Origin of the sequence: Telluria antibiotica, assembly GCF_011682055.1 — a bacterium.
Taxonomy (GTDB): domain Bacteria; phylum Pseudomonadota; class Gammaproteobacteria; order Burkholderiales; family Burkholderiaceae_D; genus Telluria; species Telluria antibiotica.
The window spans coordinates 1-25819 of sequence record NZ_JAAQOM010000018.1; the positions used below are offsets into that span (position 1 = coordinate 1).

General features: G+C 65.9%; 23 protein-coding genes and 1 other annotated feature. Of the genes, 4 read left to right on the plus strand and 19 right to left on the minus strand.

The features are described from left to right. Positions 1–546: 546 nt before the first annotated feature. A protein-coding gene (locus tag HAV22_RS24920) for an IS3 family transposase (protein ID WP_166862933.1) occupies positions 547–1736 on the minus strand; the annotation gives its coding sequence in 2 pieces (ribosomal slippage) (positions 547–1448 and positions 1448–1736; 1191 coding nt in all). Beyond that, positions 1342–1458: a sequence feature (AL1L pseudoknot), on the minus strand. (Overlaps the previous gene by 117 nt.) 47 nt (positions 1737–1783) lie before the next feature. After that, positions 1784–1927, minus strand: coding sequence for a Rieske (2Fe-2S) protein (locus HAV22_RS24925; protein ID WP_208296366.1), 144 nt, complete (start codon positions 1925–1927; stop codon positions 1784–1786). Positions 1928–2039: 112 nt separating this feature from the next. Between HAV22_RS24925 and HAV22_RS24930 the strand changes: the two genes are divergently transcribed. Continuing rightward, positions 2040–2684 (plus strand): TetR/AcrR family transcriptional regulator, encoded by a 645-nt coding sequence (locus HAV22_RS24930; protein ID WP_166862935.1) that lies wholly within the window; start codon positions 2040–2042, stop codon positions 2682–2684. Here HAV22_RS24930 and HAV22_RS24935 read toward each other — a convergent pair. From HAV22_RS24935 to HAV22_RS24950, 4 genes are read right to left on the minus strand one after another with little or no spacing between them, the layout of a single operon-like run. Further along, on the minus strand, positions 2592–4202 hold the full coding sequence (locus HAV22_RS24935; protein WP_166862937.1) for a methyl-accepting chemotaxis protein: 1611 nt from the start codon (positions 4200–4202) through the stop codon (positions 2592–2594). The two genes, HAV22_RS24930 and HAV22_RS24935, sit on opposite strands and share 93 nt — an antisense overlap. Further along, on the minus strand, positions 4199–5170 hold the full coding sequence (locus tag HAV22_RS24940; RefSeq protein WP_166862939.1) for an NAD-dependent epimerase/dehydratase family protein: 972 nt from the start codon (positions 5168–5170) through the stop codon (positions 4199–4201). The genes HAV22_RS24935 and HAV22_RS24940 overlap by 4 nt, the downstream gene beginning before the upstream one ends. Then, positions 5167–6162, minus strand: coding sequence for a fumarylacetoacetate hydrolase family protein (locus HAV22_RS24945; protein ID WP_166862941.1), 996 nt, complete (start codon positions 6160–6162; stop codon positions 5167–5169). Before HAV22_RS24945 ends, HAV22_RS24940 begins: the two co-directional genes overlap by 4 nt. 29 nt (positions 6163–6191) lie before the next feature. Continuing rightward, positions 6192–7208 carry an SMP-30/gluconolactonase/LRE family protein gene (locus HAV22_RS24950; RefSeq protein ID WP_166862943.1) on the minus strand — a complete coding sequence of 339 codons (1017 nt, stop codon included), beginning with the start codon at positions 7206–7208 and terminating at the stop codon, positions 6192–6194. A 132-nt stretch (positions 7209–7340) separates the two neighbouring features. Between HAV22_RS24950 and HAV22_RS24955 the strand changes: the two genes are divergently transcribed. Next, on the plus strand, positions 7341–8270 hold the full coding sequence (locus tag HAV22_RS24955; protein WP_166862945.1) for a LysR family transcriptional regulator: 930 nt from the start codon (positions 7341–7343) through the stop codon (positions 8268–8270). On the opposite strand, the gene HAV22_RS24960 is transcribed toward HAV22_RS24955, so the two are convergent. The 10 genes from HAV22_RS24960 to HAV22_RS25005 all read right to left on the minus strand — a co-directional run bounded on the left by HAV22_RS24960 (position 8267) and on the right by HAV22_RS25005 (position 19953). Continuing rightward, positions 8267–9079 (minus strand): cyclase family protein, encoded by an 813-nt coding sequence (locus HAV22_RS24960; protein WP_166862947.1) that lies wholly within the window; start codon positions 9077–9079, stop codon positions 8267–8269. The genes HAV22_RS24955 and HAV22_RS24960 overlap by 4 nt on opposite strands. Before the next feature lie 19 nt (positions 9080–9098). Next, complete coding sequence (locus HAV22_RS24965) at positions 9099–9590, minus strand: SDR family NAD(P)-dependent oxidoreductase (RefSeq protein WP_166862950.1); 492 nt, start codon at positions 9588–9590, stop codon at positions 9099–9101. Between the two features lie 7 nt (positions 9591–9597). Then, complete coding sequence (locus HAV22_RS24970) at positions 9598–10728, minus strand: FAD-dependent oxidoreductase (protein WP_166863145.1); 1131 nt, start codon at positions 10726–10728, stop codon at positions 9598–9600. Positions 10729–10735: 7 nt separating this feature from the next. Continuing rightward, positions 10736–11083: a Rieske (2Fe-2S) protein gene (locus HAV22_RS24975; RefSeq protein ID WP_166862952.1), complete on the minus strand. Its 348-nt coding sequence runs from the start codon at positions 11081–11083 to the stop codon at positions 10736–10738. 3 nt (positions 11084–11086) lie between these two features. After that, on the minus strand, positions 11087–12031 hold the full coding sequence (locus HAV22_RS24980; RefSeq protein ID WP_166862954.1) for a VOC family protein: 945 nt from the start codon (positions 12029–12031) through the stop codon (positions 11087–11089). Between the two features lie 25 nt (positions 12032–12056). Further along, entirely contained in the window at positions 12057–13217 is a 1161-nt protein-coding gene (locus tag HAV22_RS24985; RefSeq protein ID WP_166862955.1) for an alpha/beta hydrolase family protein, read from the minus strand. Between the two features lie 10 nt (positions 13218–13227). Then, entirely contained in the window at positions 13228–15654 is a 2427-nt protein-coding gene (locus HAV22_RS24990; protein WP_166862957.1) for an efflux RND transporter permease subunit, read from the minus strand. After that, complete coding sequence (locus HAV22_RS24995) at positions 15651–16727, minus strand: WD40/YVTN/BNR-like repeat-containing protein (protein ID WP_166862959.1); 1077 nt, start codon at positions 16725–16727, stop codon at positions 15651–15653. Before HAV22_RS24995 ends, HAV22_RS24990 begins: the two co-directional genes overlap by 4 nt. Positions 16728–16875: 148 nt before the next feature. Further along, positions 16876–18219, minus strand: coding sequence for a DUF1329 domain-containing protein (locus HAV22_RS25000; RefSeq protein WP_166862961.1), 1344 nt, complete (start codon positions 18217–18219; stop codon positions 16876–16878). A 24-nt stretch (positions 18220–18243) separates the two neighbouring features. Continuing rightward, positions 18244–19953, minus strand: coding sequence for a DUF1302 domain-containing protein (locus HAV22_RS25005; RefSeq protein ID WP_166862963.1), 1710 nt, complete (start codon positions 19951–19953; stop codon positions 18244–18246). 583 nt (positions 19954–20536) lie between these two features. On the opposite strand from HAV22_RS25005, the gene HAV22_RS25010 reads away from it, so the two are divergent. Both HAV22_RS25010 and HAV22_RS25015 read left to right on the plus strand, forming a co-directional pair. After that, a complete protein-coding gene (locus HAV22_RS25010; protein WP_166862964.1) occupies positions 20537–20833 on the plus strand; it encodes a DUF4148 domain-containing protein in 297 nt (98 codons plus the stop codon). 114 nt (positions 20834–20947) lie between these two features. Then, positions 20948–21445, plus strand: a complete 498-nt coding sequence (locus HAV22_RS25015) for a MarR family winged helix-turn-helix transcriptional regulator (protein WP_166862967.1) — start codon at positions 20948–20950, stop codon at positions 21443–21445. Positions 21446–21476: 31 nt separating this feature from the next. Here the strand turns inward: HAV22_RS25015 and HAV22_RS25020 are convergent, their stop codons facing one another. The 3 genes from HAV22_RS25020 to HAV22_RS25030 form a co-directional block, all read right to left on the minus strand. Next, on the minus strand, positions 21477–23156 hold the full coding sequence (locus HAV22_RS25020; protein WP_229421407.1) for a methyl-accepting chemotaxis protein: 1680 nt from the start codon (positions 23154–23156) through the stop codon (positions 21477–21479). Positions 23157–23381: 225 nt separating this feature from the next. Beyond that, positions 23382–24299: a SphA family protein gene (locus tag HAV22_RS25025; protein WP_208296368.1), complete on the minus strand. Its 918-nt coding sequence runs from the start codon at positions 24297–24299 to the stop codon at positions 23382–23384. 64 nt (positions 24300–24363) lie between these two features. Continuing rightward, entirely contained in the window at positions 24364–25815 is a 1452-nt protein-coding gene (locus tag HAV22_RS25030) for an aldehyde dehydrogenase (protein WP_166862969.1), read from the minus strand. Between the last annotated feature and the right edge of the window lie 4 nt (positions 25816–25819).

Sequence of the window (25819 nt, forward strand, 5' to 3'; positions counted from 1 at the left end):
ATTCGTGCTGCGCCGACGCTTCTTTTGTTCTGCTTCACCCGCCAAAATAGTCCCCGCTAAAAAATAGTGGGGACTATGTTGAGTGGCGCGCTATCGGGTGTCTACACGGTGCTGGGACGACGCTTACTAAAGTGCTGGACTCAGCAGGACAGAAGCGGACGCTACAAGACAAAAAACCCCCGAGCCTCAGTATGAGATTCGGGGGGTTTCAGGTGTTTGCTGAAGCTCATCAAACAGCATTCTGGCGGAGGCGGTGTCCGCCAACCTCTCCTATGAAGAATGCCGATTTTTTGGATTTACCCACGCTTTTACCCCCGCGCCTAAAGTAGGAAACCTAAGACACTGGCGCGCTTCAGATTCGGTAGACGCTCAGTTAAGGTAAATGTTCTTGGCAAATTAAGTGCGACTGCTCTGCAGGCCGTTTTACCTCTTATGAATCAATGAGTCAGCTCTAAAACGCACCTTTCACCACCTTGAATCGCCCCGGCTTTCGTGGAGGCCGGTTTATGTGAGTCAGGCTGGGATAGCCTGACCGCTCAACTGCTCCTAATAGTTTGCCTCAGCCTCAGCCGGCGGTATATAGCCGAGCGGTTCTAGCAGGCGATGGTGGTTGAACCAGGACACCCATTCCAGCGTGGCCAGTTCGACGGCCTCACGTGTTTTCCAGGGAGCGCGACGGTGGATCAGCTCTGCCTTGTAAAGCCCGTTAATCGTCTCGGCCAGGGCATTGTCGTAGCTGTCGCCCTTGCTGCCCACAGACGGCTCAATGCCTGCCTCTGCCAAGCGTTCACTGTATTTTATCGATACATATTGCGAGCCCCTATCGCTGTGATGGACCAACGCGTTTCGTTCCGGTTGGCGCGCGTACAGCGCCTGCTCCAGAGCATCGAGGACGAAGTCGGTTCGCATCGAGCTGCTGACACGCCAGCCAACGATTCGCCGGGCGAAAACGTCGATAACGAAGGCCACGTAGACGAAGCCCTGCCATGTCGAAACGTACGTGAAATCGCTGACCCACAACTGGTTCGGCCGCTGCGCCTTGAACTGGCGATTGACCCGGTCGAGCGGGCATGGCGCCTTCGTATCGGCGGCTGTCGTGCGTACGACCTTGCCGCGCATGACACCACGCAGGCCGGCCTTCCGCATCAAACGCTCCACGGTACAGCGGGCCACATCGGTTCCCTCACGGCGCAGCTGTCGCCAGACTTTGTCGGCTCCGTAGACCTGCAGATTCGCCTGCCAGACCCGCTCAATATCGACGCTCAGCACATCGTCACGCTGGACACGTGCGCAGCCCAATGCCGGATTACGCTGCTGCGCCGCGTAACGCCAGTAGCCCGACGGCGCGACCTGCATCACCCTGCAGATCGGCTCGACACCGTAGGCATGGCGGTACTGGTCGATGAACGCCCTCACGACTTGAAGCGGCGGTCGAGCTCCGCCTGGGCGAAAAACGCACTCGCCAGGCGCAAAATCTCGTTTGCCTTACGCAGCTCGCGCACTTCCCGCTCTAGCGCCTTGATGCGTTCGTCTTCGGCGGTGGTCGGACCTGGTCGCTGGCCGGTATCGCGCTCCTGCTGGCGTATCCAGCGACGTAGCGTCTCAGGCGTACAGCCGATCTTGGCTGCGATCGATTCAATGGCCGCCCACTGCGAACTGTACTCGCTGGCAGCCTCGCTGACCATGCGCACGGCGCGCTCGATGACTTCGGGGGAATACTTGGGTTGTTTCTTCATGACTCCATTTTCTCAAACAATGGAGCCTCTACAAAACCCAGGGCGGTTCAGTTCGAGATCGCCTGCACCTTGCCTGCGTCGTCGCGGAAGAACAGCACAGATTCGTTCAACAGGGTGCGCTGGAACAGCGTGTCATGTGCGACCTCGTGGTCCCATGCCGCCACATACCAGGTATTGCGTAGAAAAGTCATTGTCGTCTCCGTGATCGCGCCATGCGCTCGATAATTCTGATGTATGCTCCGCATACATTGACTGAATGATGGCACAATCGCGTTTATTTGCAAAGGATCCGAACGTCTTTTTATGGCCACTGACCGCGCTTATCATCATGGCGACCTGCGGGCGGCGCTGATCGCCCGCGCCCTGGAAGTCGTCGAAACGCAAGGACACGAAGCGGTGTCGCTGCGCGCCATCGCCGAGGAACTTGGCGTGAGCCGGGGGGCACCCTACCGGCATTTCCCCGAGCGCGACCACCTGCTGGCCGAGGTGGCCTCGGTGGGATTCGAGTGGTTGGATGCCTTCGCGCAGGACGAGTCGATGCGCAATGCCGATCGGGCAGCGCGTGTGGTCGGCGCGGCGCAACAGTTCCTGGGCTTCGTCCGCGCACATCCACAACTGTTTCGGCTGATGTATGAATCCGGCCTGTTCCAGCGCGCGGATGCCTTCCCCCACCTGGCGGCCGCGCAGCGTGGCGTGTACGAACGCATTCACGCGCTGTTCGCCGAGGCGCTGGCCGGCGTGCCCGGCCTCGACGGCGACGGGGTGAAGGCCCGGGTGATCGCGTTCTGGTCGACGCTCTTCGGCTACGCCACGATCAGCCAGGCGGCCTTGCTGCAGCCGTACATGGTCGGCGGCCTATCTGCCGACGAGATCGAGGTGCAGATCATCTGCACTGCGCTCGGACCGGAACTTGCCGCCGCTATGCACGGTGGCCGGGACCACGCCTGAAAGCGCGTGCACATCGGGCGTCAACCTGATCCTGGCCACGACGGCCGACAGCCGTTGCGCCTGTTCGCGCATGGCGACGGCCGATGCCGCGCCTTGCTGTACGAGTGCCGCGTTCTGCTGCGTCACCCCGTCCATGTCGACGATGGCCCGGCTAACCTGGTCGATCCCGCCGGATTGTTCCGCGCTCGCGCGTGCGATGTCGCCGACCATGGCTGTGACGCGGCGCACGCTCGCGACGACGTCTTCGATCGTCGCCCCCGCCTCGCCGGCAAGCCTGTTCCCATCCCGGACCTGCGCCGTCGACGCACCGATCAATGCCTTGATTTCCTTCGCGGCCAGCGCGGAACGGTGCGCGAGGTTGCGCACCTCGCTGGCGACGACGGCGAATCCGCGGCCCTGCTCCCCCGCCCTTGCCGCTTCCACGGCAGCGTTCAGCGCCAGCAGCTTGGTCTGGAAAGCGATGCTGTCGATGACGCCGATGATGTCGACGATCCTGGCCGACGCCCCGCCGATCGACGCCATCGTCGCCACGACATCGCCGACCACTACGCCGCCCCGTGCAGCCACCTCGGCGGTGTTCTTGACCAGGCCATCGACCTGCCGTGCGCTGTCCGCATTCTGCTGCACCGTCGTCGTCAATTGCTCCATGGACGCCGCCGTCGCGGACAGCGCCGACACCTGCGCGTCGTTGCGCTCCGCCAGCTCGCGGCTGCCGCTCGCCATATCCTCCGCCATCGGCAGCAGCATGCCCGTGGTCTCGCGCAGATCGGCCACCATGCTCCTGATCCCCTCCTGCATGCGTGCCAGTGCGGCGGTGATCTGGCCGATCTCGTCGCCGGACACCGGTTCGATGCGGCGGGTCAGGTCGCCCGCGGCGATTGCCTGCGTCAGGTCGATCACGTGCCGCAGCGGGGCCGATATCGACCGCAGCAGCGACACCGCCACGACCACGGCGGTGGCCAGGCTGAACGCAAGCACGGTGAGCGCGCACCGTACCGAGAACGCGTGGTCTTCGAGCGCCTGCCGGTAGGACTGGCCGCCATCGCTCTCCTGCGCCATGCTGATGCGCTGCGCCTGCGCGATCGCGTTCGCCATGTCCTGCTGTAGGGCCGGGATCGACACGGCGGCATCCGGCTTCGACAGCATGCGCAGGTCGGCCGCCAGCGCCGTCCAGCTGCGGTCGAACGCGTCCGCCAGCTTGCGCGTACCGGGCGATTGGGGCTTGCCGCGATAGCTCGCCCAGTTGCGCCCCAGGTCGGCCGCCAGGCCGTCCAGGATCGCGGCGTCGGCCGGCGCCGTACCGCCCGCATTCAGGATCGCGCCTTGCATCGAGAACAGGTCGACCTTGACGCGGTCGAGCAGCGCCACCGCCATCAGGCGCTGGTCGTACAAGGTCTCGACCGACGACTTCGAGGCATTGAAGCTGACGATGGCGCCGACGCTGGACACCAGCGACAGGACGGACAGGATCGCGAGGCCGCACAGCAGCCGCGTCCTGATCGAAAGGTTGCGCATCATGGCGTGCAGTCCGTGTCGCGTGCGCACGCGTTCACGACGAGCCGGTCGACGTCCCCGTCATGGCGGAAACCGATCCGTTCGGCGGCCGACGCGTCGAGCGGTGGAAAGCGCCCGAACGCCTGCTCCAGCGCGTCGTTGGGCGCGTACGAGACCAGGTCGCGCCGGTCGTCGCCATAGCGCCGGGCCAGGGCGTCCACCAGTTCGGCAACGCGCAGCCGCAGCACCGGCAGCGTCCAGTCGCGCCGCGTCTCGACCTCTTTCTCGTCCAGGGCGGCCGCATGCAGCAGGTTGTCCACGCAGCACCCCACCGACATCCACCATGCCACCGCGTCGGCCGACACCGGGCAGGTGAACCGTTCGCCGTCGCGCAGCTTCCAGAAGATGTCGCTCATGAAGGCCGACAGCAGGCCCGTCGGCTCGGCGAGCCGGGCAACGATGCCGGGCAGGCGCACGATACGCCCGTCGATCCACCCGCGCCGGCTGTAGTCCTTGACCAGGATTTCGTCGACCAGCTTGTGCGCGCCATAGCTCAGGCTAGGGCGCATCGGCGTAGCGTCGTCGACCAATGCGGGCATCGGTGAACCGTACACGGCGATCGTGCTCGCGAACGTGAAGCGGGTCGGCGGCGCCGGCTGGGCGCGCAGCAGCTCCAGCATGGCCAGCGTCGCGCGCAGGTTGACGTCCAGCCCCAGCGCGTAGCTCTTCTCCGCCGCGCCGCCCGGAATGCTGGCCAGGTGGATGACGTGATCGACCCGTTCCGCGAACGCCTCGCGCAACACGGCGTCGTCGGCGATACTGCCGCGCACAACACGCACGTGCGCATCGTCGATGCTGTCGTCCGCTTCGAGATCGACCAGGGTCAGCCTGGAAAACGGTGCCTGTCCAGCGCCGATGCGCCCCGCGCGCAGCAGGCGCCGCACCAGGTGGCGACCGACGAAACCGTTCGCCCCCGTGATCAGTACGTTCATGCGTCGGCTCCCTCGCGCGGCGCCACGAAGCGGTGCTCGATGGCGCCGAACACGGACTGGCCGTCGCTGCCTGTCACGTCGAAGCGCAGGCGGTCGCCGTAGCGCAGGAAGGCGGTGCGCGGCTCGCCGTGGTCTATCGTCTCGATCGCGCGCCGCTCGGCCAGGCACGCGGAACCGACCTCGCGGTAATTCTTGTTCGATACCGTGCCGGACCCGACGATCGTGCCGGCGCCCAGGTTGCGGTTGTACGCCAGGTGGCGAATCAGCTCGCCGAAACCGAAGTCCATCTCGCCGCCGTTCGGGTGGCCGAACCAGTCGCCGTTGCGCGCCACGTGCATGTCCAGGTGCACGCGGCCGTCGCGCCACGCGTCGCCCAGTTCGTCCGGCGTCACGGCGACCGGCGCGAACGCGGCGGCGGGCTTGGCCTGGATGAAGCCGAAGCCCATCGACAGTTCGCGGAACAGGTGTGCGCGCATACTGACGTCGTTGAAGATCGTGATCAGCCTGACGTGATCCAGAGCCTCCCGCGCGCCGACACCCATCCGGACGTCGTCGAGGACGACGGCGAATTCGCCCTCGAAATCGCCGTTGTCGTCCTCCGACGGGAACGCATAGTCGTCGCACGGACCGCGAAAGTCGTCGCCCTGGCGCTGGATCAGGATCGGTACGCCGGGCGTCTTCTTCACGGTCAGGTTATAGGCGCGTTCCATGATGTCGCCATGGTTCAGGAACGCCGACGCGTCGATGAACTGGTAGGCGCGCGGGAACGGCGGCGCCGCACGCGCAGGGTCGAAATCGAAGGCGTCGGCCAGCGCGCCCGCGTTCAGTGCATCGTAGCGGGCGCGCAGCGCCGGTTCGACGGTGCTCCAGTTCTCGATCGCGGCCTGCATCGTCGCCGCGACGGGTGCCGCGTCCACGGCGCGGGCCAGGTCGCGCGAGACGATGACGAGGCGGCCGTCGCGGAAACCGTTCTTGAGTGTAGCGAGCTTCATGTGTCTCCTTCGTTGTCGTTGAATTCGTGTTACCAGTGGATCAGCGGCAGGCCCGCCACCGGGGCGCGGAAATACGGGATCGTCGTGCCGATCAGGCTGCCCAGGTAGACCGTGCGCAGGTCCGGGCCGCCGAAGGTCAGGCTCGCCATCCAGGGCGCGAGCGGCCCGCGCGCCGCCTGCATGATTTCAGGCGTCAGGGTCTTGTCGGCGAAGTGGCGATTCAGGCGCGCCGTCGCTTCCGCATTGCCGTCGTCCAGCAAGGTCAGGACCTCGCCGTCGGGCGTCAGTGCGATCAGCTTGTCGCTCATGATCAGCGTGATCCACAGGTTGCCGTATGCGTCGAACGCGAAGCCGTCCGGGAACCCTTCGAGTTCGGCCGGGCCGTAGACCTCGCGGCCGTACAGCTCGCCATCGTCGGCCACGCGCAGGCGCGAGATTCGGCGCGCGTTGCTCTCCACGACGTACAGCCACTCCTCGTTCGCGTCGAAGCGGATTTCGTTGGTGCCGCCGAAGCCGTCGGCCACGATGCGGATGCCCTTCTCGTCCATCAGGGCGATATAGCCGTCGAGGACGCCCGAGTTGATCGAATCGGTCCATGGCACCGTGCGCGTGGTGACGGTCAGCCAGGTGCGGCCTTTCGAATCGCGCATGACGAAATTGGCCTTGCCGATCGGGCGGCCGTCGATCTCCGAGTACAGCGTGCGCAGGAGACCGTCCGTGGTCAGCAATTCGACGCTGTCGGTGCCCCAGTTGGCGATCAGGATGTCGCCGTTTTCCATCAGCGCGAGGCCGTTCGGCAGCGAGCCCCTGGCCATCACGTAGCGGTCGGCGAAGCTGTCCTGCGCGGCCGCACCTTCGGCCCGCACGGGCACGATCAGGCGCTGCCTGCCGTCCGGTTCGATGCGCATCACGCCGCCCCTGGCGTCGGCGACCAGCAGGCTGCCGTCACGTTGCGCCAGGATGCATTCGGGGCGCTGCAGGTCGGTGCCGATGGTGCGGATCTGGCCTCGGTCGACCTGCCAGCCCTTGAGAGGATTCGTGCTCATGCTCGTGTTGTCTTTCTTGGTGATGTTGCAGGTACGGTCATCTTAGGGATCAAAAAAGCCTATGAATAACCGTTTATATCGATTTAAACTAACGGGAAAAACGATAGAAAGCCGAAGGGCTGCGGAGACACCATGCGATTCAAGAAACTCGACCTCAACCTCGTCGTCGTGCTCGACGCACTGCTGGACGAGCGCAGCGTCACCCGGGCCGGCGTGCGGCTCAACGCGAGCCAGACCACGATCAGCGACGCACTAGGCAGGCTGCGCCAGTATTTCAACGACGACCTGCTGACCCAGGTCGGCCGCAAGATGGTGCCGACGCCGCTCGGCGAGAGCCTTATCGGACCGGCGCGCACGCTGCTGCTGCAGGCCGAAGCGATGGTCAACACCAAGCCGAGCTTCGATCCCGCCGCAGCGGTCCGTACGTTCACCCTGATGGTGAGCGACTACGTCTACACGGTGCTGGTCACCAGGGTCGCGGCGGAACTGAGCCGGATCGCGCCCAGCATCACGCTCGAGATCGTTCCCCACTCGACCGTGCCGTGGGAATCGCTCGACCGCGGCGAGGCGGACTTCCTGATCATGCCGCAGAATTACATGACCACCGGCCACCCGAGCTCCCTGCTGTTCGAGGACGGCTTCTGCTGCATCGCCTGGCGCGACAACGATCTCGTGGACGATGCGATCACGCTGGACCGCTTCATGGAGCTGGGGCACGTCGTGACGCGTTTCGGTCACAACCGCACGCCCGCGATCGACGAATGGTTCCTGCGGCGCTTCGGCGAGATGCGCCGCATCGAGATGATCACGACCGGCTTCTACGGCCTGCCCCAGGCCGTGATCGGCACCAGGCGCATCGCGACCATCCAGCGCACGCTGGCCGACTACTATGCGGACCTGTTGCCCATCAAGGTGATCGAGCCCGCTTTCGAACTGCCGACCGTCTCCGAAGCCATGCAGTGGAACCGGTACGCCGACAGCGATCCGGGCATGGCGTGGATGCGACAGGTACTCGCCGAACACGGCGCCGCCATCCACGCCGGACCGGTGCCGCAAGCTTAAGAACGCGGCAACGCCAGCAGGTCGTCGTCGACGATGGCCACGGCGCGGGTCCAACCGGCCGAGCCGCGCCGGACCTTGTGCGGGAAGCAGCTGATATAAAAACCGTGGGCCGGCAGAGCTTCCAGGTTGTGCAGCTTCTCGAGGTGGCAATAGCCGATGTCGCGGCCGGCCTTGTGGCCTTCCCAGATCAGCGACTTGTCGCCCGTCTCGGCGATTCTCTTCGCCGTGTACGAAAACGGCGCGTCCCAGCTCCAGGCATCGGTGCCGGTCAGGCGTACGCCGCGCTGCAGCAGGTACATCGTCGCCTCGTAGCCCATGCCGCAGCCGGCTTGCACGAAGTCGCCGTGGCCATAGCGGCTGCCGGCGCGCGTGTTCACGACGACGATGTCGAGCGGCTGCAGAACGTGGCCGACGCGCGCCAGCTCGGCCTCGACGTCGGCCGCCGTGGCCACGTAGCCGTCCGGGAAATGCCGGAAGTCGAGCTTCACGCCCGGCTGGAAACACCATTCGAGCGGCACCTCGTCGATGGTGATCGATGCCTTTTTCTCGCCGGTCTTCGCATCCATCGTCGAATGGAAGTGGTAAGGCGCGTCGAGGTGCGTGCCGCTGTGGGTCGTCATCGTGACCCATTCGGCGGCGGCCGCTTCGCCGTCGGGGTAGTCGGCCGCCGTGGTGCCCGGGATCATCAGCATGAATTCCGGCAGCGTGTCCTGGTGCTTTTGATAGGTGATCTTCGGCGCCAGCGGGGGCGGATCGGACAGGACTTCGTTTTCGAGGTAGATGGACAGGTCGATGAAATGACGGGACATGGTTTTTCCTTGTTGGGTATTAGTCGGTGATGAGGGTGCTGCCGTCGACGACGAGCGTCTGCCCCGTGATGAAGCCGCCGGCGCGGCCTGCCACCGAAGGTACGATCAGGTTGGCGAGCCGCGCCGCGCCTTGGAGGTTGACGCCGAATACGTGGTCCCGGTCGGCGTCGGTCGTCTCCGCGAGCGGTTCGGCCGGGCCCTGCACGCCCGCGTTGCAGACAAGCGTATCGATACGGCCGCGCCAGCCTGCCGCGACATCCACAAGGCGGACGACGGCCGCGGGATCGGCGACATCGCAGGGGATCGGCAGCGCGTCGACGCCATCCGCGCGCAACGCGTCCGCGGCCGCCGCGCAGCCGGCGGCGTCGCAGTCGGCCAGCACGACAGCCGCCCCGTGCGCGCCCAATGCCGCCGCGATCGCGCTGCCCAGGCCCTGCGCCGCACCGGTGACGAGAGCAACCTGCCCGCCCAGGTCGAACAGGCCTTTCCCGCTGGCTGGTACGCTTGACATGGCGCGCTCAGATCGGTTGTGCCAGCGCCATCAGCGACTCGCGCATGATGCGGCTGTGCTCCTCCTTGTCGCCGCCGGCGATCTCGATGTCGCCGAGGCGGCCCGAGTTCTCGACCACCATGCGGCAGCGTTCCCAGCGCCGTTCCTGGAAGGCGTGCAGCGCATGCGCCACGTCCGTCGCCTTCTCCAGCTCGTCGGCGAGCACCAGTGCGTCCTCGATACCTATGCAGGCGCCGGACGCCAGGTGCGGCGTGGTCGCGTGGACGGTGTCGCCGATCAGCACGACGCGGCCCCGGTTCCACGGGCGCGGCAGCAGCATGCCCTCCAGCGGCCGGTAGATGATCTGCGACGAAGCGTCCAGTTTCGCGCGCACGTCCTGCAGCACGGACACGTCGAACGGGGCCAGCAGGTCTCTGAGCATAGGCAGGAACTGCGCCGGATCGATGTGGACGTTCTCGATCCGGTCCTCGGTGACGTACAGGTAGATCTCGCTGTCGGACACCGGACTCACGCCGGCCTTGATCTTCGGTCCCAGCCACATGGCGGCGCGGTTGACTTCCGGCGCGCGCGGCAGCACGGCGCGCCAGACGCCCTGGCCGCTGTAGCGCGGCGCCGGCGCATCGGGGAACAGCGTCGCGCGCGTCTTCGAATACAGGCCGTCCGCGCCGATCACGAGATCGTAGCGGCCGGTGGAGCCGTCCGTGAAGCCGACGTCGACGCCGGCGTCGTCCTGCCCGATCGTGGTGAACGAGCAGCCCAGGCGCACGTCGGCACCGGACGCCCGGGTGGCTTCGGCCAGGATCGCGGCCAGCACAGGGCGCATGATCGAGCCGCCGCCCGGCACGTCGGCGCCGGCGACGCGCGGCGTCGGCAGCGTCGCCACGTGCATCCCGTTCTGCAGGCCGATCTCGACGCCGTCGAAGGCGGCGCCACGGCGCAGGAACTCGTCCAGGATGCCGAGCGTGCGGAAGGCGCGCAGCGTGGCGCCGCCGAGGCTGATGCCCGCGCCATAGGAGCGCCAGCCCGGATCGATTTCGACGAGATCGACCTCCACGCCGCGCTTGCGCAGTTCGATCGCGGCGGACATGCCGGAAAAACCGCCGCCGATGATGAGTACCTTGTGTGCTGCCGTCATGATGTCTCCCTTATGTCTCTTCCATTACTGCATAGATGTCGTCCGGCGCGGCGATCGCGAGCGGCACCGGGGTCAGGGCCTGCCCCAGGCACGGGCCCAGCGTGCAGATGCCCGTGTCGATCGCGAACTGCGCGCCGTGTGCGCTGCATACGATGCGCGTGGCGGCGCCGTCGAGGTAGGCATCCTTGCGCCAGGCCATCGGCGTGTCGCCGTAGTGCGGGCAGGCGTCGCGATACGCGTGCAGGCGGCCGTCCTTGCGTACGACGAAGATCGTGTCGGCGCCCTCGCCGCGCGGGTCGAACCCGCGCGCGCATCCTTCCGCCAGGTCGCTGCCCTTGCACAGGTAGTGATGCGCCATCGCTCAGTGGCGCTCGCCGGCACCTGCCGCGCCGGGTGGCGGTCCACCCGGCGCCCATTTGTCGCGCTGCTGGAACAGGAATAGCTGCGAGGCATCGGCGCTCATCGGCACGGCGCGCGCCGTCCACGTGTCGTCGTGCAGGTCCATGTCCGCGTCGTACTCGACGTGGCAGCCGAGCGGGCTGTTGAAGTACCAGAACCAGTTCGAGCCCATCTTGTGCCGGCCCGGGCCCCAGAACGACTGGTAGCCTTTGTTCACGAAACGCGTGCCGGCCTGCATGAGTTCCGTCGGACCGCCCATGTGGAACGTGAAGTGCTCGCAGCCCTGCATGAACGGCGGCGTCTGGATCAGGAACAGCGTGTGGTGGTCGATCGTGCCGCCGGGCTGCAGGAACGGACCGGCGCCCAGCAGGCGGTCGGTGCAGCGGAAGCCCAGGCGCTCCACGTAGAACGTTTCGGCCTTTACCGCGTCGGGTACGAAATACACGACGTGCGACAGCGTGCGCGGCAACGCCTTCGCGTTTTCGTCGACGGCGACGTGGTTGACCGGGCGATTGTGCGCCCCGGGCGCGTTCACCGCTTCGGCCGGCAGGTCGAGGGGACGGCGCACCGTCACCTGGAAGCCCAGCACGAAGCCCAGGTCGTCGCCGGCTTCGATGCTGCCGTCCGCGAGGCGCTTCACCTCGCGGTCGCGGCCGAGTTCCTCGGCGATGGCGCCCAGCGTCTGCTCGTCCGCCACGCCGTAGATCGTCTTGCGCAGCATGGTCGCGGTGCCGAGGGGCGCGGGCAGCCCGGCGTCGTCCTTGTGGGCCAGGACGATGGCGGTGCCGTCCAGCGCCTCGAAGCGGCCGTTGCCGACGGGCGTGAGGCCGTAGTCGGTGAGGTATTGGGTGCAGGCGGCGACGTCGTCGACGCCGAAGACCAGTGCGTCGGGTCCGATGATATTCATGGGGTTCTCTCTGTCGTGTCGTGGTTCAGACGGCGGTGCGGCCGCCAAGGGTTTCGGCCACCCAGTCGGCGATGTAGGCGCCGGCATTGGCCGAGTTGTCGAAGCTGGAGTGCTGCACGCCACCTTCGCGCTCGGTGAACACCTTCAACTCGCGCTTGGGGCTGTTCACGAGCTGGTCGTATGTGCGGACGGCCCAGTGCAGCGGGATCTGCGAATCCTTCTCTCCGTGCGTGACGAGGAACGGCACCTTGATGCGGTCGAGGATGCCGTCCAGGTGGACGTGTTCCGCGATCTGCATGAACTCGTCCTGGTCCTTCGCCCCCCATACCCAGCGCACGTGCTCCCAGTAGTGCGGCACAGGAAAGCTGCCCTCCTTCGCGAGGCGCTTCTTCTGTACGTCGCGCCAGTCGTGGTTGGCGCCCCAGACGACGCCCATGGCGAAGCGCGGCTCGAACGCCACCGCGCGCGGGCAGTAGTAGCCGCCCAACGATACCCCTTCAAGGCCGATGCGCTTCGCGTCGACGTCCGCGCGGGTCTCGAGCCAGTCCACGACCTTGCTGGCCCAGCGCTCGCTGTCATACACCGCGTGCATGCCGTGCAGGCGCAGCGCTTCGCCGGTGCCCGGCTGGTCGATCACGAGCGACGATACGCCCCGCTTTGCAAGCCATTGCGGCAGGCCGACGCGGTATTTCATCTCCTTCGTGGAGTCGAGGCCGTTGACCTGCACGAGGATGGGCGCGGGGCCGTCCACACCCTCGGCGCGAACGTACAGGCCCGAGATATGGGCGTCGCCGTACGGGATCTCGACGCGGATGCAGTTCTCTCCACTGAGCTTCAGGCCGCGCGCGAAGACGTCCAGAAATCGACCGTAAAGCGCCAGGCGTCCGGGCGCGCCGTGCGCCTGCAGGCGCTCCGCCGTCAGGTAATACGTGGCGGCGCGGTTGTACTTGTCGCCGGCCGAGATCAGGCGGCCGTGCGCCTCGTCTTCCTCGGCCAGGGCACACAGCTTGTCGGCCATGCGCGACCAGGTCTCGCGGAATGCCTTCGTGCCGGCGGCGTCGGGCTGCTTCGCTGCGTCCTCCAGCGGCGCGCACATCTCCTCGATCTCGCCGATCTTCGCGCCCATCTCGATCGCCAGGTCGACCGAGAGGTTCCAGACGTAGTTGGTGGGGAAATACTTGAACATGGTTAGCTTTCTATCGTTGTTGGGTGGTTGGCATGGTGTTGGGAACGTCCGCCGCCACGCGGGATACCGGCGTGGGACGCAGGAGGAAATGGCCCAGTGCGGGCAGCAGCACCAGGGCGCCGAGCATATTCAGCAGGAACATGAAGGCGAGCAGGATGCCCATATCGGCTTGAAACTTGATCGGCGAAAAGGCCCACGTGGCGACGCCGACGGCCAGGGTCACCCCCGTCAGCATCACGACCTTGCCCGTGAAGAGCAGCGCGCGGTAATAGGCTTCGGACAGGCTCATGCCCTCCTTCATGCGCGCCTGGGTGACGCTCAGGATGTACAGCGCGTAGTCGATGCCGATGCCCACGCCCAGGGCGATCACGGGCAGCGTCGCGACCTTCACGCCGATGCCGAGGACGACCATCAGCGCTTCCGCCAGCACGGACGTCAGCATCAGGGGCAGCACGGCCACGACGACGGCGCGCCAGGAGCGGAACGTGATGAAGCACAGGACGATCACGGCGCCGTACACGAGGAGCAGCATCTCGTACCAGGAGCGCTTGACGACGATGTTGGTCGCGGCCTCGATCCCGGCGCTGCCCGCCGCCTGCAGGAACCTGACATTGGCGGTATCGTTGGCGGCGGCGAACGCATCGACGTGCGCGACCACGCGCGACAGCGTGTCGGCCCGGTGATCCTTGAGGTAGACGTAAACCGTCAGCAGGTTGCAGGCATCGTTGTACAGGCCGCGCGGCGCGCCGGCGGTGATCGAATTCAGCATCGCCTGGTTCCTCGACATCTCGTACCATTTCGGGTTGGCTTCGTTCAGGCCGCTGAGCATGCGGCGGTTCAGCAGCGCCAGCGTGTTCACCGATTCCACGCCCTCGACCTGGCGCAGTTCCCAATCGAGTGCATCCACCCGTTTGAGGACGTCGTAGCTGGCGCAGCCGCCGTCCGGCGTCTTCACCAGCACGGCGTACACGTCGCTGCTGGCGCCGTAGTGCGCGCTGATGTAGGCCACGTCGCGGTTGTAGCGCGAGTCCGGACGCAGCTCCGGCGCGCCCGGATCGAGGTCGCCGATCTTCAGGTGGTGACTCGTGACGCCCGCGCCCACGGCCAGCACACAGGCTGCGGCGATGGCGACGCCCGCCCACGGCTTGCGGGTGAACAGGTCAAGGAAGCGCCACAGGCCTTCCTTGCGACCGCCGGCCCGCTCCATCTCTTCCGCGCGCAGGCTGCGCTGGGCCGCCCGGGCGCTCACGCCGGTGTAGGACAGCAGGATCGGCAGCAGGATCAGGTTCGTGAAGATCAGCGCGGCGACGCCGATGCTGGCCGCGATGGCCAGCTCGCGGATCGCCTGGATGTCGATCACGAGCAGCACGGCGAAGCCGACGGCGTCCGCTAGCAGCGCCGTCAGCCCGGCCAAGAACAGGCGGCGGAACGTGAAGCGTGCCGCGACGAGCTTGTGGGCGCCGCGCCCGATGTCCTGCATGATGCCGTTCATCTTCTGCGCGCCGTGGCTCATGCCGATCGCGAAGATCAGGAACGGCACCAGCATGGAGTAGGGATCGAGCGCATAGCCCAGGGTCGGCAACAGGCCGAGCTGCCACACAACGGCGACGAGCGAACTCGCGACGACGAGCACCGTCGAGCGCGCGCAGCGCGTGTACCAGAACACCATCGCGGCGGCGATCGCGATCGCCACGCCGAAGAACAGCAACACCTGGCGCAGGCCGTCGATCAGGTCGCCCGCGATCTTGGCGAACCCCGTGATGTGGATGCGCACGCCCTGCGCCTCGTATTTGTGACGGATCGTCTCCAGCGCGCCGGACAGCGCCTGGTAATCGAGCGGCTTGCCCTGCGCGTCCACCGCCAGCAGCGGCACGTAGATGACGCTGGAGCGGGCGTCGCGCGCGACGATCTGGCCGATTTCTCCCGAGCGCGCGACGTTGGCCGCCATCTTGCGCAGGCTGTCCGGCGAGCCGTCGTAGCCTTCGGGGATCACGGGACCGCCGTCCATGCCTTCCTCCGTGACGCCGACCCAGCGGGTGTTGGGCGTCCACAGCGATTTCATGAGCGGCCGGTCGACGCCGGGCAGCAGGAAGACCTCGTCGCTGACCTTCGCCAGCAGGTCCAGATAGCGCCGGTCATAGATCGAGCCGTCCGGGTTCTCGACGGCGATGCGCACGGCGTTGCCCAGGCCACTCAACTCCTTCTGGTACTTCAGGTAATTGGCGATGTACGGATGACCGGCGGGGATCGCCTTCTCGAAGCTGGCATTCAGGCGCAGCTTGCCGGCCTGCCAGCCGAGCAGCACGGTGACGACGGCACACAGCACCACGACGACGATGCGGTGGTTGAACAGCAGGCGTTCGAGGAACGAACCGGAGCGCGGATCGAACTGCGCCAGGTCGGCGGCGACTTGTTGGGGAGCGTGGGTCGGGTTCATCGTGCGGCCATGGACGTGGTGGTTGCGGCTTGCGCGGGCAGACGGACGACGCCGGCCACGCCGACTGTCACGATGGTGCCGTCGGGCAGTGCGATCAGGTCGTTGGGCTGTGGCAGCGCCTGCGTGTTCAGCGGTGCGATTGCGGTGGCGCCGGCGGCGCCGGCCAGCAGCATGCCGGCCTGGTTCGCTATCAGCAGGCGGCCGTTCCGAAGGCGGGCCGCGGTCACGGAGACGGACGCCGGCACCGCCAGCGCGGTCCAGGTTGCGCCGCGGTCGTGCGATGAGAACGCGTTGCCCCCAAGGCCCGCAACGACCGCATCCGCGCCGCCCAGCGTCAGCGCGAAGAAGCTGCCCTTGTACGGCAGCGCGATGCGCGCAAAGGTGGCGCCACTGTCCGTAGAGCGCAGCAGCACGCCCTGCTCTCCAGCGATCAGCACGTCGCTGCCGGATGCCTCGACGGCGTACAGGTGGCTGGCCTTGGGGTTGTCCAGGCGGTTGCCGAATGGCGCCCAGGTCTTGCCGCCGTCGCGCGTGCGGAACGCCAGGTTGTAGGCGCCGACGATGAAGCCGTTATTCTCGTCGGTGAAATGCAGGCCGAGGAAGGGCTTGTCGGGTCCGTCCGCGACGAGGCGCTGCGCGTCCGCCAGATAGGCCGAGCCGCCCTGCCCCGCCTGGGCGTCGCGCAGTACCAACTGGGCCGCCTGTACGCCGTCGAGCTGGCGTGTCCAGGTCGCGCCGCCGTCGCCGCTGTGCAGCACGAGGCCGTAGTGACCCACGGCCCAGCCTTGCGTCGGCGTGGGGAACTGGACCGCGGTCAGGGTCACGCTAACGGGTACGCTGGCCTGGCGCCAGGTGGCGCCGTCGTCGTCGGACAGCACGATGACGCCGCGTTCGCCCACGGCGACGAGGCGCTTGCCGGCGCGGGCGATGCCGGTGAGGTAGGCCCTGGCCGGCTGCGCCACCATCAGCGCGGGGAGCGCCATCGGGTCGGCGACGGGGGCCGCCGTCACTGGCACGGCCGCGGCGCCGATCCAGGCCGCCGCGAGGGTCAATGTCAATCTGTTCAGGTACATGAAACGCTCCACGATGCTGTGCAGGCGACCGCCGCCATGCGTAGGCATGCGGCGGCCCGTCCGGCGCGCCGCGAGGCCGCCGGAGGAAGGGTGCTGCTCTTGGGGACTGGCCCGTACGTGCGGGCCGGAAAGTCCGAGACCCGTGAAATCAGCGTACGCCGCTGTTCAGCGAATCCTGCGAGAACGTCGTTTCCGGGTAGCGCGGCACCGCCTTGTACTGATACGGCTTCTCGTTCATGACCAGGTTGGCGAACCAGGTATTCGACAGCAGGTCGTAGAACCCGAACGTGATCGGCGTCGTGGCCGGCAGGTCCGGCATCGTGACCGGCAACTGCCACATCGTCTTCCACAGCTGGCCCTTGGCGTCCCAGCGGTCGCCCAGCACGGCGGTCCAGGTATCCTCGTCGAGGTAGTAGCGGCCCTTCGGCGCGACGTGGCGCATGCCGGCCTTTAGGTTGGCTTCCACCACCCACACGCGGTGCAGTTCCCAGCGCACCATGTCCGGATTCAGGTGCTGCGGGCCGACCAGGTCGAGGTCCTTGCCCGCCAGCGAACGATTCGTGTTGTAAGGGATGAGCATTTCCTTCTTGCCGACCAGCTTCCAGTCGAAGCGGTCGAGGCGCCCGCTGAACACGTTCAGCTCGTCGAAGCTCATCACGCCGGCGGTGGCGGGTGTCGGGGTGTCGCAACAAGCGTTCGGCAGCTTGCGCGTGCGGCGCTGGCCGGCCAGGTAGACGTAGCTCGCATCGCGATCCGCATCGAGGTTCAGGCGGCCCAGGATCGCCTCGCCCGCCCGGATCGGCGGCCCGGCGTTCACGAGGCGGATATTCCAGTAATTGCCGCCGTTCGCTTCGAGCGAGCCGTCCCTGAAATAGTACGGCATGCTCTGCGCCGCGGCCGCGTCAACCGTCATTACGGGCTTGCCCTCGGACGTGATCAGGTAGGCGCGATCCACGAAATCGATGTTCTCGCCGCGCCAGTTCAGCAGGTGGTTCCACATCGCCTCGGCGCCGTTCTTCGGGACCGGGAACGGGATGCCGCCGAACGCGCCGGTCGGGATTTGCTTGTCGTTCAGCTTCGCCGCCGTCGCGTTCTTCGCCGTGTTCTCGTACACCAATTGCGGCGCCGCGGCCGTGCGGTGCGTCGGGTACACGTCGATGCGGTAGCTCGCATGCTTCTTCAGCATCGCCTTCGTGCCGTCGGTGAGCTTGTCCGCGTATTGGTCCATGTTCTTCGCCGTGATCGAATACAGCGGCTTTTCGCCGGCGTAGGGATCCTGGTCGCGCCGCCCGCCGGCCTTGTAGCCTGCCGCCGCCTTGGTCAGGCCGCCGTCCCACGCCGGGATCGTGCCGTCCTTATTGCCGGCTTTCTCGGCGCCGAACGGTGTCAGCGTCTTGCCCAGCTGCGCCGCCTCCTCGGGCGTGGCCGCGCCGACGGCACCCGTCATGGCCGCAGTCACCGCGGCGGTCACCATTGCTCGCGTGAAGTTCATTGTCGTCTCCTGACTGTTATGTGATTAGAAGGTCCGGCGCAGCGAGAACGACGCGAAATCGCGGTCCTTCAACGCCTGCTTGTATGTATAGACAGTACCCGCGGCGCCATTCGTCGCGATGGTCGCTGCCGCCCCGTAGTAATGCGTGACGTTGATGCTGGCGAACCAGACATCCTCGTAGCGGCCGTTGACGCCGATACTGAAATCGCCGCCCTTGTCCGCGCCGAACGACGGGCCGAGCGCCCCGGAGCGGCCCTTCGGCGTGTAACCGACGCCGACCGGCACATCGATGTCGAGGCCCGGCCGCACCTGGCGGTAGGATGGCGTGTACACCACGCGCAGGCCCCACGCGTCGCGCGCGGCGTTGGGGTCGAGGTGGTCGGCGTTCTTCGTCACGCTGGTGACGCGGTTCCAGGCGATCTCGCCCGCCAGGGACGACTCGGCGGAGATCGCGTTCGGTGCGAGCGTGGCCAGCGTCGACACGTTCAGGTGCGCTGTCCGGCCCACCGAATACACCGGATTGCCGCTGTTGTCGGAAGGCGCCGCCGGGCCGCCGAACGCGGCCGGCACGACGCCGTAGAGGTCCGGCGAGCCGGCATTGCTCAACGCGGCGTTACGGCGCACCGAGGCTTCGGCGGACACGTTGAATTCGCCAAAAGTCTTGCTGGCGCTGACGCCGTACGCGAGGGTGCCCTCATGGTAGAAGTGACGGAACGTGGCCGGGAACGCACCGACCGGCGTGGGCACGAGGCCCAGCACGACCTGGGGCGACTTGTCGTGGTAGCGCGCGGCGTAGAAGCCCAGGTCGACGTCGCTGCCCGCGGGCGTCCACTTGATCTGCATGCCGCCCTGCCCGGAATTCTTCGCGTTGACGACGCCCAGGTAGATGCTGCGCGGCGTCGGCGGCGCGCCGAGGATCAGGCTCTCGACGCCGGTGCCCACGTTGTCGACGAAGTTGAAGTAGCTGCCGATACCGGGCAGGCGATTCGCCTCCCAGCGATACTGGTAGTAGGCGCCGAAGCTCAGGTTCGACGCGAGCTGCACCTGGCCCGAGACCTGGCCGACCGGCCGGATCAGTTCCTTGAACTGGGTATTCGGCACCGACTGCGCCTTGACGACGTCGATCGGCTGCTGGGCGGCGGCGATGCCGTTGGCGCCATAGAAGAGCGTCTCACCATACACCAACGCATGGCGGCCGAGACGCACGGTGACCGGCTTGCCCGCCACGTCGCCGTTGGCGAAGACGAAGGCTTCCAGCAGCTCGGCCTTGCGTCCGTGCAGCGTACGCGTCGCTTCGGTGAACTCGCTGGCAGGTACCGACAGTGCGTTGTAGGTGAAGGGGGAATCGTTGTCCGTATGGCGGTTGTAGACCGAGTCGTACCAGGCGGCGCCGCTCACGCGCGCACCGACGTTCTTGTAGGTGAGGTCCATCTCCGACAGCAGGTCGACGCGATTCGAGATGAGACCCTTGCCGAAGTTGCGGTCGCCGTCATCGAAATTGGGTGCGTCCGGCGTGGCGATCAACTCGGCGCTGCGTTCTTTCAGGCGGAACGCGGCACTGTATTTGATCGTGTTATCCCAGCGCAGCTTCAGCTCCGGGTTACCGGTGTCGATTTCGCCGGCACTGGCGTTCTGGGGCGAAAACGATGTGCCGAGCGCAGCGACCAGCGTGCAGGCCGCGCCGATGTGCCGTTTGATTGTCAGATGGCCGAAGCCGGGGGTGTGGTAGTGCATTGTGTCTCCATGTAGTTATTCGCACGCAGTGCATCGCCGCCGCGCCTGTGCCGCTTGCCCCCTATCCACGAGGTATCCGGTCAGTAATGGGCGTAGCAGAGCCACCGGCAGCGCAGATCGCGTTACCGGGCATCGATCAAAAGATTGCGACTTGACGACAGCAGGCCGTGGCGCTGCCCCGAGGGGACAGTCCGAATCAGCGGGTAGAAGGGGTTATCGAAGTCATGGGGTCTCCGGACAGTGATTTGCTCTGGCAACTGCTTGGCTCAAAACCATCATATCGGCCAACGGGAAACAGTTAAAACCGTTTCTACCGATTGTTTGTACCGGAAAAACCAATGCATATTGGTTGAATCTGATCGGCAGAGACGCCGACACCCCGTCCCTCCTCCATGGTCACCCCATCGATAGGGTCGCCGGTCCTTGCGTGCTCAAAATCACCCCCCCCATTACACACGACGCAGTGCTCTGCCTTCGGACAATCCGCAAATTTATTTCATAAGTGAAGTATTCAGTGATAAAATAAATCGAGCCCAGAGATTGAATGGCTCAACTTCCTGGACAAAACGATCGGGTGAACAACATGAACACGAAGATTTACATTCCGGTAATTCTTGTATCGCTGCTGAGCGGTTGCGCTGCAACCGACGACCTGGCGCACAACGACCCAATCCGGGCGCGGGTGCTGGCCGAACTGGAACAGGCGAAAGCCGAAGGGCTGGTGCCCGTCACAGAGGCCCAATACATGTACCCGTGGCCAGGAGCATCGGCCCAGGCTAGCGCCGCGCGCGGCGAAGCGCGCCCGCATGCCGTAAGCACGGGCAGTGGAGGCGCGCCAGCCAAGCCGTCATCGGCCTCCCCCTTCAAATCCGACAGCTGAGGTGGTACGGGCATGGGCGTTGTAGCGCCTGGTCGCGCAGGCGCCTCGTGCAGGCTGGCGCCGGTCGTGCGCTACGGTTTAGAATCCGGTACTTTATCGTTGCACGGGATATCAATGAGCGATTTTGGGCCGACCGAACTGCGCCTGCAGCGCATAGAAGCGCGGATGCCGGGATTTCCCGTAGGGCCGATGCGCCTCGTGCGCATGACCCATCAACTGCAGAAGATGCTGCGCGACGCGACCAATGCGGTACTCCGGCCCTACAACCTGACGGACACCAGCTATGTCGTTCTGGCGATTTTGTACGGCAGCGACGGCGAGACGTCGACCGCGACGGCGCTGAGCGAAGCCACCCAGGAAAAGCCCGCCAACCTCACCCGTGTCTGCGACGATCTCGTACTACGTGGCCTGATCGACCGCACCCCGAAACCGGGCGACCGGCGGGCGGTCATGATCACGCTGAGCGACGCGGGCCGCGACCTGATCGAGCGGGCGCTTCCCGACGTGTCGGACATAGTGAGCGCGGCGTTCGCGGATGTCACGCCGGCCGAGCTGGAACGGATGGCCGAGCTGAACCTGCGCGTGCTGGGCAATCTCGACAAGCAGGAGTGAGCCGTCTGGCGTGACTGCCGTTCCCGGGCTGTTACCGTAGTACCGGCCGCGCCAGCTTCGGTACGTTGCGATGGTATCTGGCACGCCCGGACGGGGCCTCGACCTGCGCTTCGCCCTCCTCCGCGAGCGTGAAGATGCTGACGGCTTGTCCCAGCTCCATTGCTTGTTGACGCATCGAGTCGGATGCCGCCGCGACCTGTTCGACCAATGCCGCATCCTGCTGGCTCACCTCGTCCATCTGGCCGATCGCGCGATTGATTTGCTCGATGCCGACATTCTGCTCGCGCACGGCCAGCGTGATCTCGCGAATGATGGATGACACCCTGCCGACGCTGTCGACGATTTCATACATTGTCGTGCCGGCCTGGCTGACGAGCTTCGTGCCCACGTCCACCTTGTCGACCGCGTCGCCGATCAGGGCCTTGATTTCCCGGGCTGCCGCGGTCGAGCGTTGGGACAGGTTGCGGACCTCGCCGGCGACGACGGCGAACCCCTTGCCCTGCTCGCCGGCACGGGCCGCTTCGACGGACGCATTCAGTGCCAGGATATTGGTCTGGAATGCAATACCGTCGATGACACCGATGATATCGACGATCCGCCTCGACGACGCATCGATCGACGCCATCGTGTCGACCACCCGCGCGACGACGGCGCCGCCGCGATCCGCCACGTCGGCCGCGGAGCGTGCCAGCGCGGCGGCCTGGTCCGCGTTCTCGGCGGTCTGCCGCACGGCTGCCGTCACCTCTTCCATCGAAGACGCCGTCTCCTCGAGCGAGGCCGCACGGTCCTCGGTACGCGCCGACAGGTCCGCATTGCCTGCGGCGATCTCGCTCGATGCTCCCGTGATGGTCGCCGTACCGGCACGCACCTGGCTCACGATGTCCACGAGCGCGTCACGCATCGTACGCATCGATGCCATCAGGCTGTCGGTGTCGCCCGGACGCGTGTCGATCCGCGCGGCCAGATCGCCCTGCGCAATGCGATGGGCCAACGCGGCGGCCTGTTCCGGTGTGCCGCCGAGCGAACGCTCGATGTTGCGGACGATCGCGACGACGAAGGCCGACAGGACCAGGCCGGCCAGAACCAGCACCAACGCCGAATGGAGCAACGACCGCTGGAATGCCGCGTCCACGTCGCCGATGTACAGTCCCGTCATGATGGTCCAGTCCCACGGCCGGAAGTTGACGTCGTAGGTGATTTTCCGCTCCGGCACGGTGGCGCCCGGCTTGTTCCACATGAGGTAAGTGAATCCCTTGCCTGATGTCTTGACCGCCTGCAGCGCATCCAGGCACATCTGCCTGCCTTCGACATCGCGGATGTCGGCGACGCTGCGCCCGATCAGGTCCGGCTTGAGCGGATGCATGAGCATCTGCTTTGAATCGACCACCAGCAGATAACCCGTGTCGCCATAGCGCAGCGCCTTGATGCGGGCAAGCGCCTGTTCCCGCGCCTGCGCGTCGGTGAGCTTCCCTGCCGCTGCCATCGCCGCATATTCCTTCAAGATCGAGATGCCCATGTCGCCGGCATTGGTGATCTGCGTCTTGCGCTCGTCCATGCGCAGCGCGCGCTCGCGCACGCTGTTGGCCGCGACGATCGCCAGCAGGCAGAGCCAGCTGAGCACAAGGGGCAGGAAGAGCTTGGTGCGAAATGACAGTTTCATGCAGGTCTCCGGGAGTGCTGTGCAGAGGATCGTCGGCGCGTCGTGCGCCATGTCGTCGTCCGCGTGTTGTGTGAAAAGTCGGTGAGGGGATGAGGCGCCCGTAGCGGTCATCGCTGGCCGGCGCGCCGGTATCGGACGGCCGCCATCCTGTGCAAGGGTAGGCCGTTGACGCAGTGCCGTCCAACACCATTTCAGTATGGAAACTATATGCAAACGGTATGATCGCGATCCCGTCTCCGTGCGCACGCACGGGACGGGTGCAAGGTCTTGCTCCGGTCAGTTGAACGGCAGGATGGCTTTGACCCAGAAGGCGCCGCCATCGGCACGGTTCCTGACCCCGGACTGGTTCTCGTACTTCGCCATCAGGAACCACCCGGCTTTGGATTGGTACTTGAGCAGCGGGCCGATTGCGAAGGCCCGTCCACGGTTATTCGCCACCGTGCGCCCGCCTGCGCTGTCGTCGCTCACCTGGCGGTACACATAGCCGCCCACGCCGGCCGTCCAGCCGTTGCCGAACCCCCATCCGGCAGCGTAGTCGGCATGCAACTCCTGGCCCGATTTGTAGTCCGTGTCCTTGTTGCGGAAGTTATAGTCGTACATTAACTTCACATCCGCATTCAGGCCATTCGGCTGCATGTAAGTCACGGCGATCAGCGGCTCGACGTTCCAGTAATTGCGTCCGACATTGGCGACGTCATGCTGATCGTACCGCCCGGTTGGCGCGTTGACTTCGAAGGCGAGCACGTAATGAAGCTTGTCCGACACATGGTAGCCAAGCGCGGTCGCCAGATTCAGGTCGCCGACGCCGGACTTGCTCTTCTCGCTGGTACCGACGCGCACGTCGACATTCAGCATCGGAACGATCGCGTGGAAGGCGAGCTGGCCGCCAAGCACCTTGCGGTCCGTTACCCAGATAAAGCGCGGCACCACACCTGTGACGTCCGCGCGGAAGCCGCCGACCGCGGCGGCGATGTCGTTGCCGTCGTTATCGCGCAAGGTCGTCGCGTGATAGCGGGTGCCATAGACGATTGTGTAGAAACCCGGCGGCGGCATGGCGCCCGGCATGAAGTTTTCGACGCCGTTGGCGTAGATGCTGCCGCCCCCTTCGGTCGCGAGCGCAGTCCCGCACAGCATGGCTGCGGCAACCAAGGCGGCGCAGCCGAGGCCGCGGCCGCGTTGGGTCGTGATGGTCATGTAGTCCCCCGTTTTTATTATCGACAGGCGGACATGGGTCCGCCCTGAAACCTGCAGCGCTTGCTCAGAAAGGATATGGCTGGTTTTCCGGTTCGATCGTGATCCACTTGAGTTCGGTGAATTCGTCGATCACGGCCCGTCCGTCGAAGCGTCCGTATCCGCTGTGCTTCGTGCCGCCGTATGGTGCCTGGGCTTCGTTCTGTACCGTGGCGCCATTGATGTGGCACGAGCCGGCGTCGATCCTGAGTGCCACGCTCATGGCACGGTGCACGTCATGGCCGAACACGGCGGACGACAGCCCGTATGCCGTGTCGTTGGCGACACGGACCGCTTCTTCCACGCCATTGACACGTACCACGGTCGTCAACGGACCGAACGTCTCCTCGTCGTAGATCTTCATCTCGGGCGTTACCTTGTCGAGGATGGTCGCGGGCATGACGGCGCCATTCGCGTTACCGCCGCTGACCAGCACTGCGCCCTTGGCCAGCGCGTCTTCGATCAGGGCATTCAGGCGCGCGCCGTTTTCCGGATGGGCCATCGGGCCGATAACGCAACCGGGACCGGCGGCAGGATCGCCCATCGGCAGTTCTTGCGCGCGCGCCGCGAGTTTGGCGACGAATTCGTCGGCGACCTTCTCGTCCACGACGAGACGTTCGGTCGACATGCAGATCTGCCCCTGGTAGAGGAATGCACCGAAAGCGGCGGCCTTGACCGCCGCGTCGACGTTGGCGTCATCCAGCACGACCAGCGGGGCTTTGCCGCCCAGTTCCAGCAGGCAGCGCTTGAGCTGGGTGGCAGCCTTTTGCGCGATGATCCGGCCGACGCGGGTCGACCCGGTAAAGTTGATGCGGCGCACCGCCGGATGGGCGATCAGGGCGTCGATCACTTCCGGCGCATCTTCCGGCGCGTTAGTCAGGACGTTCAGGGCGCCGGGCGGCAGGCCCGCTTCGATCAGGGCCTCGGCCACCAGCACATGGGTGCGGGGGCTGGCCTCGGACGCACGCAGGATGACGGTATTGCCGCACACGAGGGGATAGGCAATGGCACGCGCAGCCAGCACGACCGGGCCGTTCCACGGCACGATGCTCAGTACCACGCCGGCCGGCTGGCGCACGGTCATCGACAGCGCGCCCGGTTTGTCGGTCGGGATGGTTTCGCCCTGAATCTGCGTCGCCAATGAGGCCGCTTCGCGGAACAGATTGGCCGCGAGCATGACGTTAAAGCCGCTCCACAGTTCCGATGCCCCGACTTCGCTGGCCATCGCCTGGATGAAGTCAGGGGTCTTCGCTTCCAGCACGTCGGCGGCCTTCAGGAGGACACGGCGGCGCTCCGTCGGGCTCGTCTGCGACCAGGACTTGAACGCAAGCGCCGCGGAGTCGGCCGCCTTGACGGCGTCCTCGACCTTCCCTGCGGCGGCCGTCGTGACGACCCTGCCGGTGACAGGGTGCAGGCGCTCGTAAGTGGTACCGCCGCTTGCTGCGACGTGCTCGTTGTCGATGATCAGTTGAGTTTGCATGTAG

Excerpts from the sequence above, each read along its gene's own strand:
- HAV22_RS24925 (WP_208296366.1), bottom strand. The coding sequence starts at position 1,927 with ATGACTTTTCTACGCAATACCTGGTATGTGGCGGCATGGGACCACGAG.
- HAV22_RS24930 (WP_166862935.1), top strand. The coding sequence starts at position 2,040 with ATGGCCACTGACCGCGCTTATCATCATGGCGACCTGCGGGCGGCGCTG.
- HAV22_RS24935 (WP_166862937.1), bottom strand. The coding sequence starts at position 4,202 with ATGATGCGCAACCTTTCGATCAGGACGCGGCTGCTGTGCGGCCTCGCG.
- HAV22_RS24940 (WP_166862939.1), bottom strand. The coding sequence starts at position 5,170 with ATGAACGTACTGATCACGGGGGCGAACGGTTTCGTCGGTCGCCACCTG.
- HAV22_RS24945 (WP_166862941.1), bottom strand. The coding sequence starts at position 6,162 with ATGAAGCTCGCTACACTCAAGAACGGTTTCCGCGACGGCCGCCTCGTC.
- HAV22_RS24950 (WP_166862943.1), bottom strand. The coding sequence starts at position 7,208 with ATGAGCACGAATCCTCTCAAGGGCTGGCAGGTCGACCGAGGCCAGATC.
- HAV22_RS24955 (WP_166862945.1), top strand. The coding sequence starts at position 7,341 with ATGCGATTCAAGAAACTCGACCTCAACCTCGTCGTCGTGCTCGACGCA.
- HAV22_RS24960 (WP_166862947.1), bottom strand. The coding sequence starts at position 9,079 with ATGTCCCGTCATTTCATCGACCTGTCCATCTACCTCGAAAACGAAGTC.
- HAV22_RS24965 (WP_166862950.1), bottom strand. The coding sequence starts at position 9,590 with ATGTCAAGCGTACCAGCCAGCGGGAAAGGCCTGTTCGACCTGGGCGGG.
- HAV22_RS24975 (WP_166862952.1), bottom strand. The coding sequence starts at position 11,083 with ATGGCGCATCACTACCTGTGCAAGGGCAGCGACCTGGCGGAAGGATGC.
- HAV22_RS24980 (WP_166862954.1), bottom strand. The coding sequence starts at position 12,031 with ATGAATATCATCGGACCCGACGCACTGGTCTTCGGCGTCGACGACGTC.
- HAV22_RS24985 (WP_166862955.1), bottom strand. The coding sequence starts at position 13,217 with ATGTTCAAGTATTTCCCCACCAACTACGTCTGGAACCTCTCGGTCGAC.
- HAV22_RS24990 (WP_166862957.1), bottom strand. The coding sequence starts at position 15,654 with ATGAACCCGACCCACGCTCCCCAACAAGTCGCCGCCGACCTGGCGCAG.
- HAV22_RS24995 (WP_166862959.1), bottom strand. The coding sequence starts at position 16,727 with ATGTACCTGAACAGATTGACATTGACCCTCGCGGCGGCCTGGATCGGC.
- HAV22_RS25000 (WP_166862961.1), bottom strand. The coding sequence starts at position 18,219 with ATGAACTTCACGCGAGCAATGGTGACCGCCGCGGTGACTGCGGCCATG.
- HAV22_RS25005 (WP_166862963.1), bottom strand. The coding sequence starts at position 19,953 with ATGCACTACCACACCCCCGGCTTCGGCCATCTGACAATCAAACGGCAC.
- HAV22_RS25010 (WP_166862964.1), top strand. The coding sequence starts at position 20,537 with ATGAACACGAAGATTTACATTCCGGTAATTCTTGTATCGCTGCTGAGC.
- HAV22_RS25015 (WP_166862967.1), top strand. The coding sequence starts at position 20,948 with ATGAGCGATTTTGGGCCGACCGAACTGCGCCTGCAGCGCATAGAAGCG.
- HAV22_RS25020 (WP_229421407.1), bottom strand. The coding sequence starts at position 23,156 with ATGGCGCACGACGCGCCGACGATCCTCTGCACAGCACTCCCGGAGACC.
- HAV22_RS25025 (WP_208296368.1), bottom strand. The coding sequence starts at position 24,299 with ATGACCATCACGACCCAACGCGGCCGCGGCCTCGGCTGCGCCGCCTTG.
- HAV22_RS25030 (WP_166862969.1), bottom strand. The coding sequence starts at position 25,815 with ATGCAAACTCAACTGATCATCGACAACGAGCACGTCGCAGCAAGCGGC.